Here is a 13333-nt window from a genome sequence, read left to right as displayed (position 1 = left end):
TCACCTCTTCTTACCGGTAACGTAGCGCAAAAATGCTGATAAGTCCCCGTACCAGCGTTCTACCTCATGTCCTTCCTCAATACTGCCGCGCAACTTGCTTTCTATATGCAGGTCTAACCTGGAAAAATTTATGCCCAGGCGCCGCGCTATTATGTATGAGGTAATAATAATTGAGGCCAGAGCTTCAACAATAATTTCCTCAGTACCTTTAAGCATCGCCTTAAACAAAGCTGCCACCGAACCGGTCAGTTCGGCCTTTAGCCATTCTATAATTCTGATGTTTTTGGCAATATCCACGCCTTGATTATTCAGGGACACTTCGCAACACCTTCCTTGGTCGCACATGTCCTTTTACTATTCTGCATATATTTACGAATTTCCTCCCGCCCTGTTTATTCAATTTATTCCTATAAAACTAATTAAAAACAAGTCTTTAAGCAGCCTTTTTCCACCAGAAAACAAAAAGGAAGCACTGGCTTCCTTTCCGCTCATTTTTTCATAACAACTTATTATTCGGCTGTGAAGGGCAGCAACGCCATGTGCCTGGCCCTTTTAATAGCTGTCGTTAACTGTCTCTGGTGTTTCGCACAGTTGCCGGAAATCCGGCGAGGCAAGATCTTGCCGCGTTCGGTTATATACTTCCGAAGTTTGGCGCTATCTTTATAATCGATGGCTTCCACCTTGTCTACGCAAAAGGAGCAAACCCTTTTACGAGGTCTTCTGCCACGTTCACGCTTCATATTATCCCTCCTACAGGTTTACTAGAAAGGTATATCGTCATCGGAAAAGTCAACAGAAATACCCATCTCTTCAGCTCCGCCAAAGGAAGCCGGCTCACTGCCGCTTTTGGGGCTCAAGAAACGAACCGTATCGGCCACTACTTCCGTAACCCAGCGGCGCTGTCCGTCCTGCCCTTCAAAGGAACGAATCTGCAACCTTCCGTCGACAGCAGCCAGTTTACCTTTTGATAAATAGTTAGCGCAATTCTCGGCTTGCGCTCCCCAAACAACTATGTTAATAAAGTCTGTCTCCCGCTCTCCCTGCTGATTTTTAAAAGGCCTGTCAACAGCAAGGGTAAAGCCGGCAACAGCTCTACCGTTAGGTGTGTACCGCAGTTCCGGATCTTTAGTTAACCGGCCAATCAGGATGACCCTGTTTAACATTAAATAACACCACCTGAGTTCTTCTCTCCAAACAAACTATTTATCTTCTTTAACGATCATATATTTCATTATGCCGTCAGTAATCCGGAATACCCGGTCTAGCTCCTGTGCGGTTGCAGGCTCACCGTTAAACTGCATCAAAACGTAAAATCCTTCCCGCTTATGATCGATTTCATAAGCCAATTTACGTTTACCCCACTTGTCTAGTTTGACGAGCTCACCGCCGGTGCCGGTCACAATACCCTGGAATTTCTCCACTATGGCATTGCTTTGTTCTTCATCCAGCTCCGGATTAATGATATACATAGCTTCATAGGCTCGCATATACGAACACCTCCTCCCTATGGACTAACGGCCCTACCACAATGGTAGAGCAGGGCAGTAAAACACTCACAGGCCTCGATGAGTAATTATAACACAAAAACCTAGGTTCTGGCAAGAAATAGATGCGCAAATCCTATCGGACCTATACATTAAAACGGAAGTAAACAACGTCCCCATCCTGCATCACATAATCTTTTCCTTCCAGCCGGACCAGGCCTTTCTCCCTGGCCGCCAGTTGTGAACCGGCAGCCATTAGGTCATCATAGGAAACTACTTCCGCCCTGATAAAACCTCGTTCAATGTCGGAATGAATTTTCCCCGCTGCCTGGGGCGCCTTGGTTCCCCGTTTGATAGTCCAGGCCTTGACTTCCTGCGGGCCAGCGGTAAAAAAGGTCATCAGTCCCAACAACCTGTAGCCTGCCCGGATAAGTTTATCCAGCCCCGATTCCTCCAACCCCAGGTCCGCAAGAAATTCCGCTTTTTCGTCGTCATCCAGTTCAGCTATTTCCGCTTCTATTTTGGCACAGACCACGATAACTTCAGAATTTTCCGCTGCCGCTATTCTTTTCACCTCTTCCACAAAAGGGTTTCCCTTTCCGTCGGGTAAATCTTCCTCGCCAACATTGGCGGCGTATAAAACCGGCTTGGCAGTCAGAAAATTAGCATCTTTGATTATGGCCGCTTCTTCCGGATTCAGGCCCAGGCCTCTGATAGGCTTGCCGGCATCCAAAGCTGCGTAAATCCGTTCCAGCAATTCCACTTCTGCCGCTACTTTTTTATCATTTGTTTTTAACAGCTTCCGGCTTCTGTCCAGCCTTCTCTCCAGAGTCTCCATGTCAGCCAAAATAAGTTCCATGTTTATTGTTTCAATATCCCTGGTCGGGCCGACACTGCCCTCAACATGGGCAACATTATCATCCCGGAAACAACGGACCACATGGACGATAGCATCCACTTCCCTGATATGGGACAAAAACTTGTTTCCCAAACCTTCTCCCTTACTGGCCCCGCGGACCAGACCGGCAATGTCCACAAACTGGGTAACAGTGGGAACAACCCGCTGGGGATTAACCATTTCTGCCAGCTTGTCCAGCCTTGGGTCCGGAACTTCAACTACTCCTACATTGGGGTCTATTGTACAGAAAGGGTAATTGGCTGCTTCCGCACCCGCTCGGGTAATAGCATTAAATAACGTCGACTTGCCGACGTTGGGGAGACCTACGATACCAAGCTGCATATGTATTTCATCCTTTCTATTTAGTTCCACGCAAAAATTATACCCCAGTTAATATTGGGGTGCAAGCCTGCCTTAATTCTCTTCACTTTCCACAACAGACTTAACCACGGCCTTAACGCCTTTTTCAAACTTGGGCCGCGGCAGCATAACCTGGTGATTGCATTTCAGGCATTTCATCCGAAAGTCCATCCCTGTCCGGGTAATTTCCCATTCGTAACCGCCACAGGGGTGGGGTTTCCTCATTTTAACTATATCCCCTACTCTGAATTTGTGCATATCACCACCTCCATTCAACAGGAATCAGTAATTTCCTTCTTTCGCCTTCGGGGCTTCTGTTCGCTTATCCCCACTAATATATACTTGTTTTGGGTAGGGAATTTCGATGCCTTCCTTATCAAAAGCTTCTTTGAACCTTTTCCGCAACTCCCTTTCCACCCGCCATTGTTCCATCGGCTTAGTTTTGGCCACACAGCGGATAATTACTTCCGAAGGTCCAAAAGCTACAACCCCCAATATCTCAGGCCCTTCAACTATTACATCCTGTAGTTCTTCTGCAATTTCGCCGGCTACTCTGCTCATAACATGAATAGCTTTGTCAATATCTTCCTCATAGGCAATGCTCATGTCTACCATAGCGCGCATACTGCCACGGCTGTAATTGGTAACGGCGGTTAACATGCCGTTAGGGACGATGTGCAGTTCCCCACCCCAGTCCCTGAGCTTGGTAACCCGTAATCCCATTTCTTCCACAAATCCCGAGTATTGACCTGTAGTAATGTATTCACCCACAGCATACTGGTTTTCCAGCAGGATAAAAAAGCCTGTAACAATATCTTTTACCAAACTCTGTGCACCAAAACCCAGCGCCACGCCAATTATTCCGGCACCAGCTAAAAAAGTTTTAATGTCGGTGCCCAGCAAAGTCTGGAGCAATTCCTGCAAAACGCCCAACCCCACCAGAAAGTAAGCTGCATAGCGAAGCGCACTCTTCAACAGGGTGCGCAGGGTATTGACCCGGCGTTCGTCAAAGTAAGGCCTCCTGTCACCGAAAGTAAAAACTTTGTTTATAATAAAATTGCCCAGCATTAACCCAATTTTGGCTATAACGATTATTCCAATAATTTTATATGTGACCGTAAAAACCTTTGCCAAGGTCTCCTCTGAAATTAGAGGTATCTTTTGTAACCAACGTTCAATTAGTTTGTCCATAGAGGTCCTCCTAAACATCATTTCGGCCATAGGATATGTTTACAACTTTACCAGGTTTCTTTCCTTTAGCTTGCAAAGCCTTCAAGGCCAATTCCTGCCCCGGGTGATGCAAATCTCCCGCTATTCGCGATAAAATCTCTTCTCCTTCATTTCCTATGCCGGCCAAAGCTCCTATAGCGCTTGCCACCACGGTCCACTCGTCATCTTCGGTCGCTGCTGCCAACCGCTCAAGTACCCGTTTATCCTTAAAACGGCTCAGGGCTTTTATTGCGTGGATCCTTACCCTAGCATCGGAATCTTTCACCGCTGCCAACAAGTCTTCTTGCAACCCGGCAGGCTTTAATTCAGCTAAAACTGACGCCGCTGCCCTCCGCACCTCCACCGAGGAGTCTTGCAGACCCTTTTGAAATACCGGTTCCAGCCCGTTGGCATTTATCATACCCAAAATTTGAATAACATAGGCGCGTACCTTTTCATCAGCATCGGCTGCTGCTTCCGTCAAAACAGGCACGGCCGGCTCTCCAATAGCCGCCAATACCTCTGCCACCCTGGCCGGCAACCATTTTCCCGGATTGCGAAGAGCTTCAACTAATAAGGAAATGGTTTCTACATCCCTCATTTTCAGCAGCGCTTCCGCGGCCACTATTTTAACTTCCTCGTTTTTATCGGCCATGGCCTCCACCAATAACTGCCCGCAACCGGGCGGAGCCAGCTCAACAAGCTTTTCTATGGCCGCAATTTTTTCTTTAGCGTTGCCATCTTTTAAGATGTTTATCAAAGTTTCGCTGTCAACAGGAACTTTTTCCTCCGATTTCACTAAGGAACCGTATTCATTAACGGAAAACGATTTATTACTTCGCGCCAAAAGAAACAGTACCCCTAACATCAAAACAAAAACAAGGGCGCCAATTAAGGGCAAATTCATTTGAATATCAACCTGCCTTTCCCGTTCGCCAAGTAACTTCGACGCTTACCGGGTTTTTCCTGCCGACAAATTAACCTCTTTTTCACCATTGCCGGTACTGCAGAAAAAAGACCAAATGGCTGAACAACTTTCTGCCATTTGGTCTCCTTATCAATACTTTTCATTACCTGCTTGTTCAAAAAAGGCTTTATAAGCTTTGTATCCCATGTAAATGTCGCCTTTATGGGCCACTTCAAAGGGAGAGTGCATACCCAGCAGGGCCACGCCGCAATCCAGGACTTCCATACCGTATCTGGCGATATATTGGGCGATCGTGCCGCCGCCCCCCTGGTCCACTTTGCCCAGTTCGCCCGTTTGCCATATTACTTTATTTTCCTTAAAAATACGTCTCACCTGGTTAATAAAGCCGGGGTTGGCATCGCTGGTGGAATATTTTCCGCCGGAACCTGTATACTTGGTAATAACCACACCATACCCCAACCTGGCTGCATTGTATTTATCCACGACATTAGGATAGTTGGGATCCATCCCGGCGCTGACGTCTGCCGATAATGCGCGGGAATGGGCCAGAGTCCTGCGACAGTATAGTTCGTTATAATCGCCGGCAACCAGGTACAGCATTTCAGCTACAGCATTTTCAAAAAATCTCGATTTCATCCCGGTATTTCCGGTGCTGCCGATTTCCTCTTTGTCGACAAAAATGGCTACTGAGGTATATATGGGACTTTGCACATCTAAAATAGCTCTTAAAGAAGCATAGGCACATACCCTGTCGTCTTGTCCGTAACCCCCCACCATACTTCTGTCAAGTCCCACATCCCGGGCCGGTCCGGCAGGGACTAACTCGAGTTCAGCGCTGATAAAGTCTTCTTCCGTAATGCCATAACGCTCGTTTAACAATTTAAGGACAGTTAATTTTACGCGTTCTTTAACTTCTTTATCTTCTACAGGAATACTGCCAACAAGAATATTCAAATCTTCTCCCTTGATAGCTTCCCCCATTTTTTTGCCCATCTGCTCCTTGGCCAGATGGGGCAGTAGATCGGAAATGGTAAAAACAGGCTCCTCGGCCTTTTCACCCACCATCAGTTCGGCAACGGTTCCCCTGGCTGTATAAACTACCCCATGCAAAGCCAGCGGAATTGCCGGCCATTGATATTTCTTTATTCCGCCGTAATAATGAGTTTTCATTAAAGCCAGGTTTTGATCCTCATAAAGAGGTTGAGGTTTTAAGTCCAGCCTGGGGGCATCAACGTGAGAACCTACGATATTCAACCCTTCCCAAAGTGGTTCCTTCCCAACCACCACTAAAACAGCGCTTTTATTCTTATAGTTAATAAAAATTTTGTTTCCCGGTTTCAACTTTTTGCCGCCCTTGAACATCTCCTCCAGGCTTATAAATCCTTTGTCCCGGGCCTGTTGGATAATTTCTTTAACCGTTTGTTTTTCTGTTTTTGCATTACTTAAGAAGGTTTTGTAGTCTTCGTTAAACCGCATAACCTCCTCTTTTTCCTTCTTATCAATACTATCCCACACGAGTTGGGTCTCAGCGCATAATTCTTCTTTTAACTTTTCACCGGGCGATTTGGTTTCTTCTTTCTTATTCATAAACTCGCTCCTCCAATTAGTTGCTTATATTTTGCGAAAGTTGAATATATAATATTTTACTTTATAATCGCCAAATTATAACCTTTTCTAGCTTAGGAAACTTATTACGGTCTCCGAAAACGTGGTCATAAAAACAGAACTGTTGATTATTTCAGCCATTCTGCCCAGTAATCCTGTATCCGTACCCTTTATAGCGCCTGCGGCCGCCAGAGGAATCAACATGCCTATCGTTATCATCAGGCCTATTATGCCTGTGAGCAGCCCTAGAACCGCCCCTCCCAAATGGTCCAAGAAAGTAACCGGGGCCGGCGATGTTTTTTTGAACCAACTGGGAATGGTTTTACCAAGGAAACGCGAAACCAAAAAGTAAATGAAAGCAAAACAGATGGCCGTCAGCAAAAACATGGCCATTAGGTACCCCAAGGCATCCCCGAGCGTATGTATATTTTTAGTAGCAGGCATTTCAGCTATCTGCCCAAGGTAATCAATAAAAGCATCCCGGAAAGTTCCCGGCACTGACAAGTTGGCAGCCACGTCTTGAGCTTTTTCAAAAGGTATGTCGGCAATCCGGGTCTTATTTACCGTGGCTGGCAGGGAGGCATTGTCCAGAAGCCAGGGCATCATTTTTTTCGTTATACCAAAAGAACGGTCTATAACCTTTGCTAAAACTTCGCTAAATAACAGTGCCGATACAAAACCCACAACATAACCCAGGAAGTTAAAAAAGCTGACCAGCATTCCTTTGCGGTATCCTCTAAAAATTGCCAAAAACAGTCCCGCAGACAATAATAGGTCCAGTAAGTTCATACCCGCTCCCCTTTCATATTACTTTCTTAATATTTCCACCTGTTACATGCAATTTCCTGTATAAGCGACAACATTTTCTAATCTGTGGTGAGGTGCGCTGTCACCGGGTTTTCCCGTTATCAAAACAGATACAAAAAATATGGAATACTCCAAAAGGATAGCCCATAAGTTTTTGTCAAAAATTATTCCGAAATTTCGGGGAGGTGAAATGTTTTCCGGAACGGGGCTATAGTTTAATGCGCTAGTTTTTTTCATGGAGGGTTGGGTGGGTTCTCAGGCTACCGTTAAGGAGCGACTGCGCCCGCAAAACTGCAGACAAGAAGGCAGGAGGTTCCCGCATGTTTGAAGATGGCGAAGGCCGCCGGAGAGTCCAGCACTCAGCTCAAGATGAGTGCTTGGACGGGAGGCGGCCTGGCTTTTAAGGAAATCAACATGAGCCATCGAGTTCGGGAACGCTGCCTTCTTGTCAAGGTTTTGCAGCATAAAGCTCCGTGGTAGCGGAAAACCCCACCCAATCCTCCAATAGACTAGCTAAGAACTATGGGAGCGGAGGATTCGTTTAACCTCCCCTTGCCCTCAGGTCCGATTCGAATTTTCTACCTGCTGCAATAACCAGTCGGTCCAATCCCTTATTCCTTGCCCGGTACGGGCAGATACAAAAAATATCTTGATATGCGGATTGATAAGGCGTATATCTCTCTCCAGAGTCTCCAAATTAACGTCTGTGAATTCTAACATATCCACCTTATTTATCAGAACTGCCGCAGATTCTTTGAAAATAAGCGGGTATTTGAGGGGTTTATCATCGCCCTCCGTAATGCTTAAAACAGCTATTTTCAGATCTTCTCCCAAGTTAAATTCCACAGGACAGACAAGATTCCCCACGTTTTCAATAATCATGAGGTCCAGTTCGTCCAGGTTAAAAAAGTTTAACGCCTTCTCAACCATTCTGGCATCCAGGTGACAAGCCCCGCCGGTGTTGATCTGTTTTACCGGGATCCCATGCTTTTCAATTCTTTGGGCATCCTTGGCAGTATAAATATCACCTTCTATGACGCCCATCCTGATACGGTCCTTAAGCAATTCTATGGTCCTTTCCAGGAGTGTAGTCTTCCCCGCCCCCGGAGAACCCATGACATTTATTGTAAAAACCCGCTTTGCCTTTAACAGTTCTTTGTTGGCTTTGGCCGTTGCCTCGTTGGCTTCCAGTATTCCCGTATTCACTTTAATCTCCATCAGTTTCTACCTCCAGACTCTTGATTAACAATTCCCTGCCGGCAATTACACCAACATTAAAAGACCGGCACTTGGGACAAACAGGCTGGTATATATCAACAGGCCCTTCCCACCCACACTCATCACACTTTAATTTAAGAGGTACTTCCTGAATTTCCAAAACGGCTCCTTCTACAGGCGAACCTTTCGCAAAAACTTCAAAAGCCAACTGCAGTGCATCGGGAACCGCATTGGTTAAAGCCCCAACAACCAGTATTACTTTAGTGACTTTAGCATTGGGATAAGGTGCAATAGTCTTGTTGATCACGTCGAATACACCGGCCATTAATGACATTTCGTGCATAACAACAACTCCTCGTCAAGCTACATTTTACCATGCCCGCAGACAAAGGTCAAAAAAGCTTCACCGTTTCATTACGGGTGAAGCTTCTTAAATAAAATCGCACTATAGGCAATTTTCCGAAAACGCAAAATACTTTAGTCAGCGGTTTGGCTAAAATGAAACTTCTTCTTGCTCAAGGGAAGCCGGCTGTAAATTCGCGCCTGCCGGCATGCAGCCGGTTATGATTGATTTAAGAACGTGTTTGCCGCCTACAAAGCTTAAATATACATGAATTCCTACGGTAGACACAAAAATCCAGGTAACCAGATAATGTACCTGACGCATCGTCACAATTCCGCCAAGTAAATTTCCCAACCAAGCCAACCCCGAAAAATACAGTATAAAACCTGTCAGCGCCTGAACCCCTAATAAAATAACCCAAGAAGAATAAACCAGTTTTTGTCCGGGGTTATATTTCCCGAAATTCGGGCTTTCTTTGCTCAAAAACAGATAGTATTTTGCCAAAGCCGGAAAGCCTTTTACATCCCCCGGTGTAAACATTATTTCTTTATAGTCTCCGCTATAAAAGGAATAATACAATCTTATTATCACACCGTAAATTACCAGGTACATAAACATAAAATGCAGTTTTCGGGCTACGTCCATATTGGGGAAAATATTGAACCTCAGTGGACTATGGATATAAAATCCAGTCAATATGAGCACAGTAATGCAGAGCATATTGAACCAGTGTAAAAACCTGGCGGTTCTGGTATGAACTAGAATCAATGGCTGCAATTACTGCCACCCCCAAAAAAGTTTAGGCTAACTATTTTCTTATTATGTTATTCATCATTGCTCAACGGATATCCTGCTACTATTGAAGGCAGAATGCCTTTAACGCTAAAGAACTGCATCCCTTTCTACCTGGTTATCTGATTAAAATATCCCGCCTTAATTGCCTTGCCCGTTTTTTCTCTTAAAAATAGACTTCCTTTTCGTTCTTCTTCCTTTCCTAAATCGCCGGAATTATCACCCCCTCTTTATATTCTCTTCTTTTAAGAAAAGGAGGTTTTTTTCAGGCTTTCAGTCAGGTAACCTAACGGTTCTTCTCCCTGGTCCAGACCCTCATAAAATAAGGTTGGCCGCAAATCCCCGTCGAGGTCAGGTATTCCATAGCGCAAAACATGTACTAAGGTACCAATAACCCAATCGGAATGGGGAGGGCACCCTGGGATGTTTATAACTGTTTGGCCCGCCAGTACTTTGCTAACTCCCTGGCAGCCTGTTGGATTTGGCTCAATCGCCGGAACCCCACCAAAAGCCGCACAGGTTCCCAAAGCTAAAACCGCTTTAGCTGAAGCGCTCAACTTTTTGACCAGGTTGAGTAGCGAAATTGGCCGGCCGTCAGCATCTTCACCCACAATGCAGTACAAGCCATCTGCCCCTGTAGGGATAGCCCCTTCTATAATAAGATAAAACTGGCCTTTATAATCCCTGGCAATGGTAAGCACTTTCTCTACAAAATCATTTTTATTGGCCACAGGCTGTTGCAGAAAAGCCAGGCTTTTAATTTTTATTAAGGCATTTCTTAGCTTGGGATGAACATTATCCAACAGCGATATGGAACATCCCCCGCACGATGCCCCCTGCAGCCAAATAACCGGAGGACATCCCATTGCCGCTTCTTCCAGGGTACGTACAATTTCGGGTATATATATTTGTGAAATCCCGCCTTCACCCGATGAACCAAGACATAACTGGCTGAAATCCTTTTTGCTCAGATAAGTCATTTTAGCCCTCCTTTAAACCGCACCATCAGTAAAATGCAATATTTGTGCCAATTATCCAGTTTCCTGTTTAATTAAACAAAAAAAGCCCCCTCTCAAAAGTTTCTAGGGTTAAGCCTTTTTCCAGCAATATGCAAAATAGAGCCAGGACGACAAAAATATAAATAATGTTTATTTTTTATACAGCAATAGCCTTGTAAACATCCTTTTCCTTTATATTAACATGTAATAATTCCAATTAAAATAGCTTGTATATTTTTTATACATGTATATTATTTATACATTAACCTTCTATTTTCTTAATAATTTTACCGCGATTTTACTCAAAAGCCCGCAAAACCCTTACTATTTCTATGGGGTACTCCAGGTTCGCCACCGTCAATCCGATCAACGCCTGTTCCACGGGACCATTGGCGCCCAATTTATCTTTGGGTGAATAATTGAAAACGAACGGATCAATTATCAGGTACTCCTTAATCAGCCCTTTTTCTAAAATGATTTTGTGCAATACCGGCCCGGCCGGAGATTCGACCACGGCAACCCCTGTTCCTTCCTTGGGAACAATCAAAGGAGACCCGGCTAAAGCCTTCTCCGGTTTAAGGTAATTTATCCAGTTTTTTATTGCATCCAAAAGGTCAATGCATTCGCCAGCCTTAATGAGCTCCCTACCCAAGACACTGTTCATTCTTTCATTCGGTTGCATCATAATGGACCTGCCATTTGCTATCGCCCTGGCCAGGGAACCAACTTCCACCACATTGCTCCGGTACCTGCCGGCTTTTAGCCAGGAATAAGCAGCAGCTTTATCGCCTTTTTTATCTGTGTCACCATGCGAATCCCAGCTAAAAGTGTCGTCCAGCTCAATATCCTCCGGTTGTACGGCATCCAATGAGCTGCCGCGCCAATACCACCCTTTCTCTTGGCCAGACTTGAGAAGTTTCTGGGGAAAAGAATGCACTGCCAGGTACCTGTTCTGGCCAACAGGAGTGGTAGCCCATTCCGGGTAATACTGCATAAGAATCTTAACGTCATTTATGTAGGTATTACTGATAAACCCTTTTATTTCTTCCAAATAAGCGAGTAATTTCAATATTTTGCGTGTATCAAGGGTCTCGCTCAGTCCGCCGGGTACAACAGTAACCTGGTGCGGAACCCTGCCGGCAAGCAGGGCCATCATCTCCTGAAGCCGGGTCCGGAAATGCATTGCCTGCCAGTAATGTTCAATTAATACCTTGCTTTGCTGCACAGGGATACGGGCTGGACCGGGTAACATATCTTCATCCTTTGGTCCCGGAATATAAGCGAAAAGAATCCCCTGGTAAAAATGATACAGGTGGTAGTAAATAAATTCGCACCCTTGCAAAATATTTCTTGCCAGCATGCCATTAAAGGTTTTTTCCATGCCACTAATTGATTCCAGAGCTTTCGCAGCTGCCAGCCCATGCGCTACTGATAAGTGGCTGTTTATTCTTAAAGCCACCTGCAAAGCATCAAAAGGATGCCTGCCTATCAGCATTTTTTCAAAACTCCAGTACCCCCTTATGCCGACCCTCGCCGACCTTATACGAGCGCCCTCATATTCCAGTTCCACGGATAAAGGTTGGTTGCCGGTACTTATCGGATTAACGGTAAACCTATTCATCGGGCTCACCGCCCTTTTTTCGCCATCCGGCCAACCGTCCTGTCAAGGCATTACCCGCTAAATGAGCTGTAAGCCCGACCCCGGTAGCTATCCCTAATGTCAGTCCTATTGTATCGGCAGTTGAGTTTATGCCCGGCAGGTCAATCCGGGGCATCCTGGTATAAAAAGGCATTGTCAGATTGGGAAAGATGGGTTCCGTGCACCCAATGCACGGAGAACCGGACTGTACACACCAGCTCTTTCCGTTATTCCACAAGCGAACTGAACAGTCTCCGTGCGTCAAAGGACCTTTGCACCCCAGCTCGAGCAAGCAACCCTCCTCACCGAAAGACGTGGCAAAAAGGCTGTTATCAAAATATTGGCGGCGAGGGCAGTTGTTATGTATTAAACCTCGGTAGAAGACCTGCGGCCGACCATAATCGTCCAGTTCTGGCATGCCATATAGGATCAGGTGTGCCAGTGTCCCGACCACCCAGTCGGGATGAGGCGGACAACCGGGAATATTGATAACTTTATTTTGGGTAAATATTTTATCCAGCCCGGTATTATCCAGGGGATTAGGCTTAACCGACAACAGCCCGCCGTAGCAGGCGCAGGAGCCCAAAGCTACCACACTTTGGGCCATATCACCCAGTTTTTTTATAAATTCAGTTAGGGCAACGGGCGAACCATTCTCGTCATCGCCCACAACAAAATATTGCCCCTTTTCTGCTTTCGGTATCGCACCTTCCACAACTAGAATAAACCTACCCTGATTCTCCCGGGCAAAGGCATATTGTTTAACAATTGATTTAAAACCCTGCAGTTCTGTCAAAACAGGATGAAAATGCAGATTTATCAGTTTTTTCAATAATTCACGGGCTTCCGGTTCAACAGTATTCAGCATCGAAGAACTGCACCCTGCACAGCCGGCGCCCTGGACCCATACTACCGATTGCCTGGACTTTTGAAAAGCTTCCGCCGCGATAGCAAATAGCGTGCTACTGCCACCTACAGCTATAGCGCCGGCTGCACACAATTTTAAAAATTCCCGCCGGGTGAGCCGCTTCATCCCCATCCCTCCAAATATT

16 protein-coding genes are annotated in these 13333 nt (G+C 45.6%); all 16 read right to left on the bottom strand.

Translation table 11 applies throughout. The annotated features are described in order from the left end of the window. Window positions 1-318, bottom strand: a complete 318-nt coding sequence (locus Tfer_RS07440) for a MazG-like family protein (protein WP_013121793.1) — start codon at window positions 316-318, stop codon at window positions 1-3. A gap of 191 nt (window positions 319-509) precedes the next feature. Next, entirely contained in the window at window positions 510-740 is a 231-nt protein-coding gene (gene rpsR, locus Tfer_RS07435) for a 30S ribosomal protein S18 (RefSeq protein ID WP_013121794.1), read from the bottom strand. Window positions 741-761: 21 nt separating this feature from the next. Further along, window positions 762-1163, bottom strand: coding sequence for a single-stranded DNA-binding protein (locus Tfer_RS07430; protein WP_052217720.1), 402 nt, complete (start codon window positions 1161-1163; stop codon window positions 762-764). A 36-nt stretch (window positions 1164-1199) separates the two neighbouring features. Beyond that, window positions 1200-1487, bottom strand: a complete 288-nt coding sequence (gene rpsF / locus Tfer_RS07425) for a 30S ribosomal protein S6 (protein ID WP_013121796.1) — start codon at window positions 1485-1487, stop codon at window positions 1200-1202. A 142-nt stretch (window positions 1488-1629) separates the two neighbouring features. Further along, on the bottom strand, window positions 1630-2724 hold the full coding sequence (gene ychF / locus Tfer_RS07420; protein WP_052217718.1) for a redox-regulated ATPase YchF: 1095 nt from the start codon (window positions 2722-2724) through the stop codon (window positions 1630-1632). 72 nt (window positions 2725-2796) lie between these two features. Then, on the bottom strand, window positions 2797-3000 hold the full coding sequence (locus Tfer_RS07415) for a DUF951 domain-containing protein (protein ID WP_052217716.1): 204 nt from the start codon (window positions 2998-3000) through the stop codon (window positions 2797-2799). Between the two features lie 24 nt (window positions 3001-3024). Further along, on the bottom strand, window positions 3025-3933 hold the full coding sequence (locus Tfer_RS07410) for a mechanosensitive ion channel family protein (RefSeq protein WP_052217714.1): 909 nt from the start codon (window positions 3931-3933) through the stop codon (window positions 3025-3027). 10 nt (window positions 3934-3943) lie between these two features. Beyond that, window positions 3944-4858, bottom strand: coding sequence for a HEAT repeat domain-containing protein (locus Tfer_RS07405; protein WP_052217712.1), 915 nt, complete (start codon window positions 4856-4858; stop codon window positions 3944-3946). A 150-nt stretch (window positions 4859-5008) separates the two neighbouring features. After that, complete coding sequence (locus tag Tfer_RS07400) at window positions 5009-6466, bottom strand: aminopeptidase (protein ID WP_052217710.1); 1458 nt, start codon at window positions 6464-6466, stop codon at window positions 5009-5011. Between the two features lie 87 nt (window positions 6467-6553). Then, the gene (locus Tfer_RS07395; RefSeq protein WP_052217708.1) at window positions 6554-7273 is read right to left on the bottom strand and encodes a CvpA family protein; all 720 of its coding nucleotides are present in this window, start codon (window positions 7271-7273) and stop codon (window positions 6554-6556) included. Between the two features lie 576 nt (window positions 7274-7849). Next, complete coding sequence (gene hypB / locus Tfer_RS07390) at window positions 7850-8509, bottom strand: hydrogenase nickel incorporation protein HypB (protein WP_052217706.1); 660 nt, start codon at window positions 8507-8509, stop codon at window positions 7850-7852. Then, window positions 8499-8852: a hydrogenase maturation nickel metallochaperone HypA gene (gene hypA, locus Tfer_RS07385; RefSeq protein WP_052217704.1), complete on the bottom strand. Its 354-nt coding sequence runs from the start codon at window positions 8850-8852 to the stop codon at window positions 8499-8501. Before hypA ends, hypB begins: the two co-directional genes overlap by 11 nt. Before the next feature lie 150 nt (window positions 8853-9002). Next, complete coding sequence (gene cybH, locus Tfer_RS07380) at window positions 9003-9629, bottom strand: Ni/Fe-hydrogenase, b-type cytochrome subunit (protein ID WP_052217702.1); 627 nt, start codon at window positions 9627-9629, stop codon at window positions 9003-9005. Window positions 9630-9889: 260 nt separating this feature from the next. Next, window positions 9890-10624 (bottom strand): NADH-quinone oxidoreductase subunit B family protein, encoded by a 735-nt coding sequence (locus tag Tfer_RS07375; RefSeq protein WP_052217700.1) that lies wholly within the window; start codon window positions 10622-10624, stop codon window positions 9890-9892. A 316-nt stretch (window positions 10625-10940) separates the two neighbouring features. Then, a complete protein-coding gene (locus Tfer_RS07370; protein ID WP_052217699.1) occupies window positions 10941-12263 on the bottom strand; it encodes a nickel-dependent hydrogenase large subunit in 1323 nt (440 codons plus the stop codon). Beyond that, entirely contained in the window at window positions 12256-13314 is a 1059-nt protein-coding gene (locus Tfer_RS07365) for a hydrogenase small subunit (RefSeq protein WP_052217697.1), read from the bottom strand. Before Tfer_RS07365 ends, Tfer_RS07370 begins: the two co-directional genes overlap by 8 nt. Window positions 13315-13333: the final 19 nt, after the last annotated feature.

The organism is Thermincola ferriacetica (assembly GCF_001263415.1).
Lineage (GTDB): Bacteria > Bacillota > Thermincolia > Thermincolales > Thermincolaceae > Thermincola > Thermincola ferriacetica.
Note: the sequence above shows the minus strand (reverse complement) of the source record. Positions and strands in the feature narration are given on the sequence as shown.

Bases quoted from the DNA above. Each gene is read 5' to 3' on its own strand.
- Tfer_RS07370 (WP_052217699.1), bottom strand. From the start codon at position 12,263: ATGAATAGGTTTACCGTTAATCCGATAAGTACCGGCAACCAACCTTTA.
- Tfer_RS07395 (WP_052217708.1), bottom strand. From the start codon at position 7,273: ATGAACTTACTGGACCTATTATTGTCTGCGGGACTGTTTTTGGCAATT.
- ychF (WP_052217718.1), bottom strand. From the start codon at position 2,724: ATGCAGCTTGGTATCGTAGGTCTCCCCAACGTCGGCAAGTCGACGTTA.
- Tfer_RS07365 (WP_052217697.1), bottom strand. From the start codon at position 13,314: ATGAAGCGGCTCACCCGGCGGGAATTTTTAAAATTGTGTGCAGCCGGC.
- Tfer_RS07400 (WP_052217710.1), bottom strand. From the start codon at position 6,466: ATGAATAAGAAAGAAGAAACCAAATCGCCCGGTGAAAAGTTAAAAGAA.
- Tfer_RS07375 (WP_052217700.1), bottom strand. From the start codon at position 10,624: ATGACTTATCTGAGCAAAAAGGATTTCAGCCAGTTATGTCTTGGTTCA.
- rpsF (WP_013121796.1), bottom strand. From the start codon at position 1,487: ATGCGAGCCTATGAAGCTATGTATATCATTAATCCGGAGCTGGATGAA.
- hypA (WP_052217704.1), bottom strand. From the start codon at position 8,852: ATGCACGAAATGTCATTAATGGCCGGTGTATTCGACGTGATCAACAAG.
- Tfer_RS07410 (WP_052217714.1), bottom strand. From the start codon at position 3,933: ATGGACAAACTAATTGAACGTTGGTTACAAAAGATACCTCTAATTTCA.
- Tfer_RS07415 (WP_052217716.1), bottom strand. From the start codon at position 3,000: ATGCACAAATTCAGAGTAGGGGATATAGTTAAAATGAGGAAACCCCAC.
- hypB (WP_052217706.1), bottom strand. From the start codon at position 8,509: ATGGAGATTAAAGTGAATACGGGAATACTGGAAGCCAACGAGGCAACG.
- Tfer_RS07405 (WP_052217712.1), bottom strand. From the start codon at position 4,858: ATGAATTTGCCCTTAATTGGCGCCCTTGTTTTTGTTTTGATGTTAGGG.
- rpsR (WP_013121794.1), bottom strand. From the start codon at position 740: ATGAAGCGTGAACGTGGCAGAAGACCTCGTAAAAGGGTTTGCTCCTTT.
- Tfer_RS07430 (WP_052217720.1), bottom strand. From the start codon at position 1,163: ATGTTAAACAGGGTCATCCTGATTGGCCGGTTAACTAAAGATCCGGAA.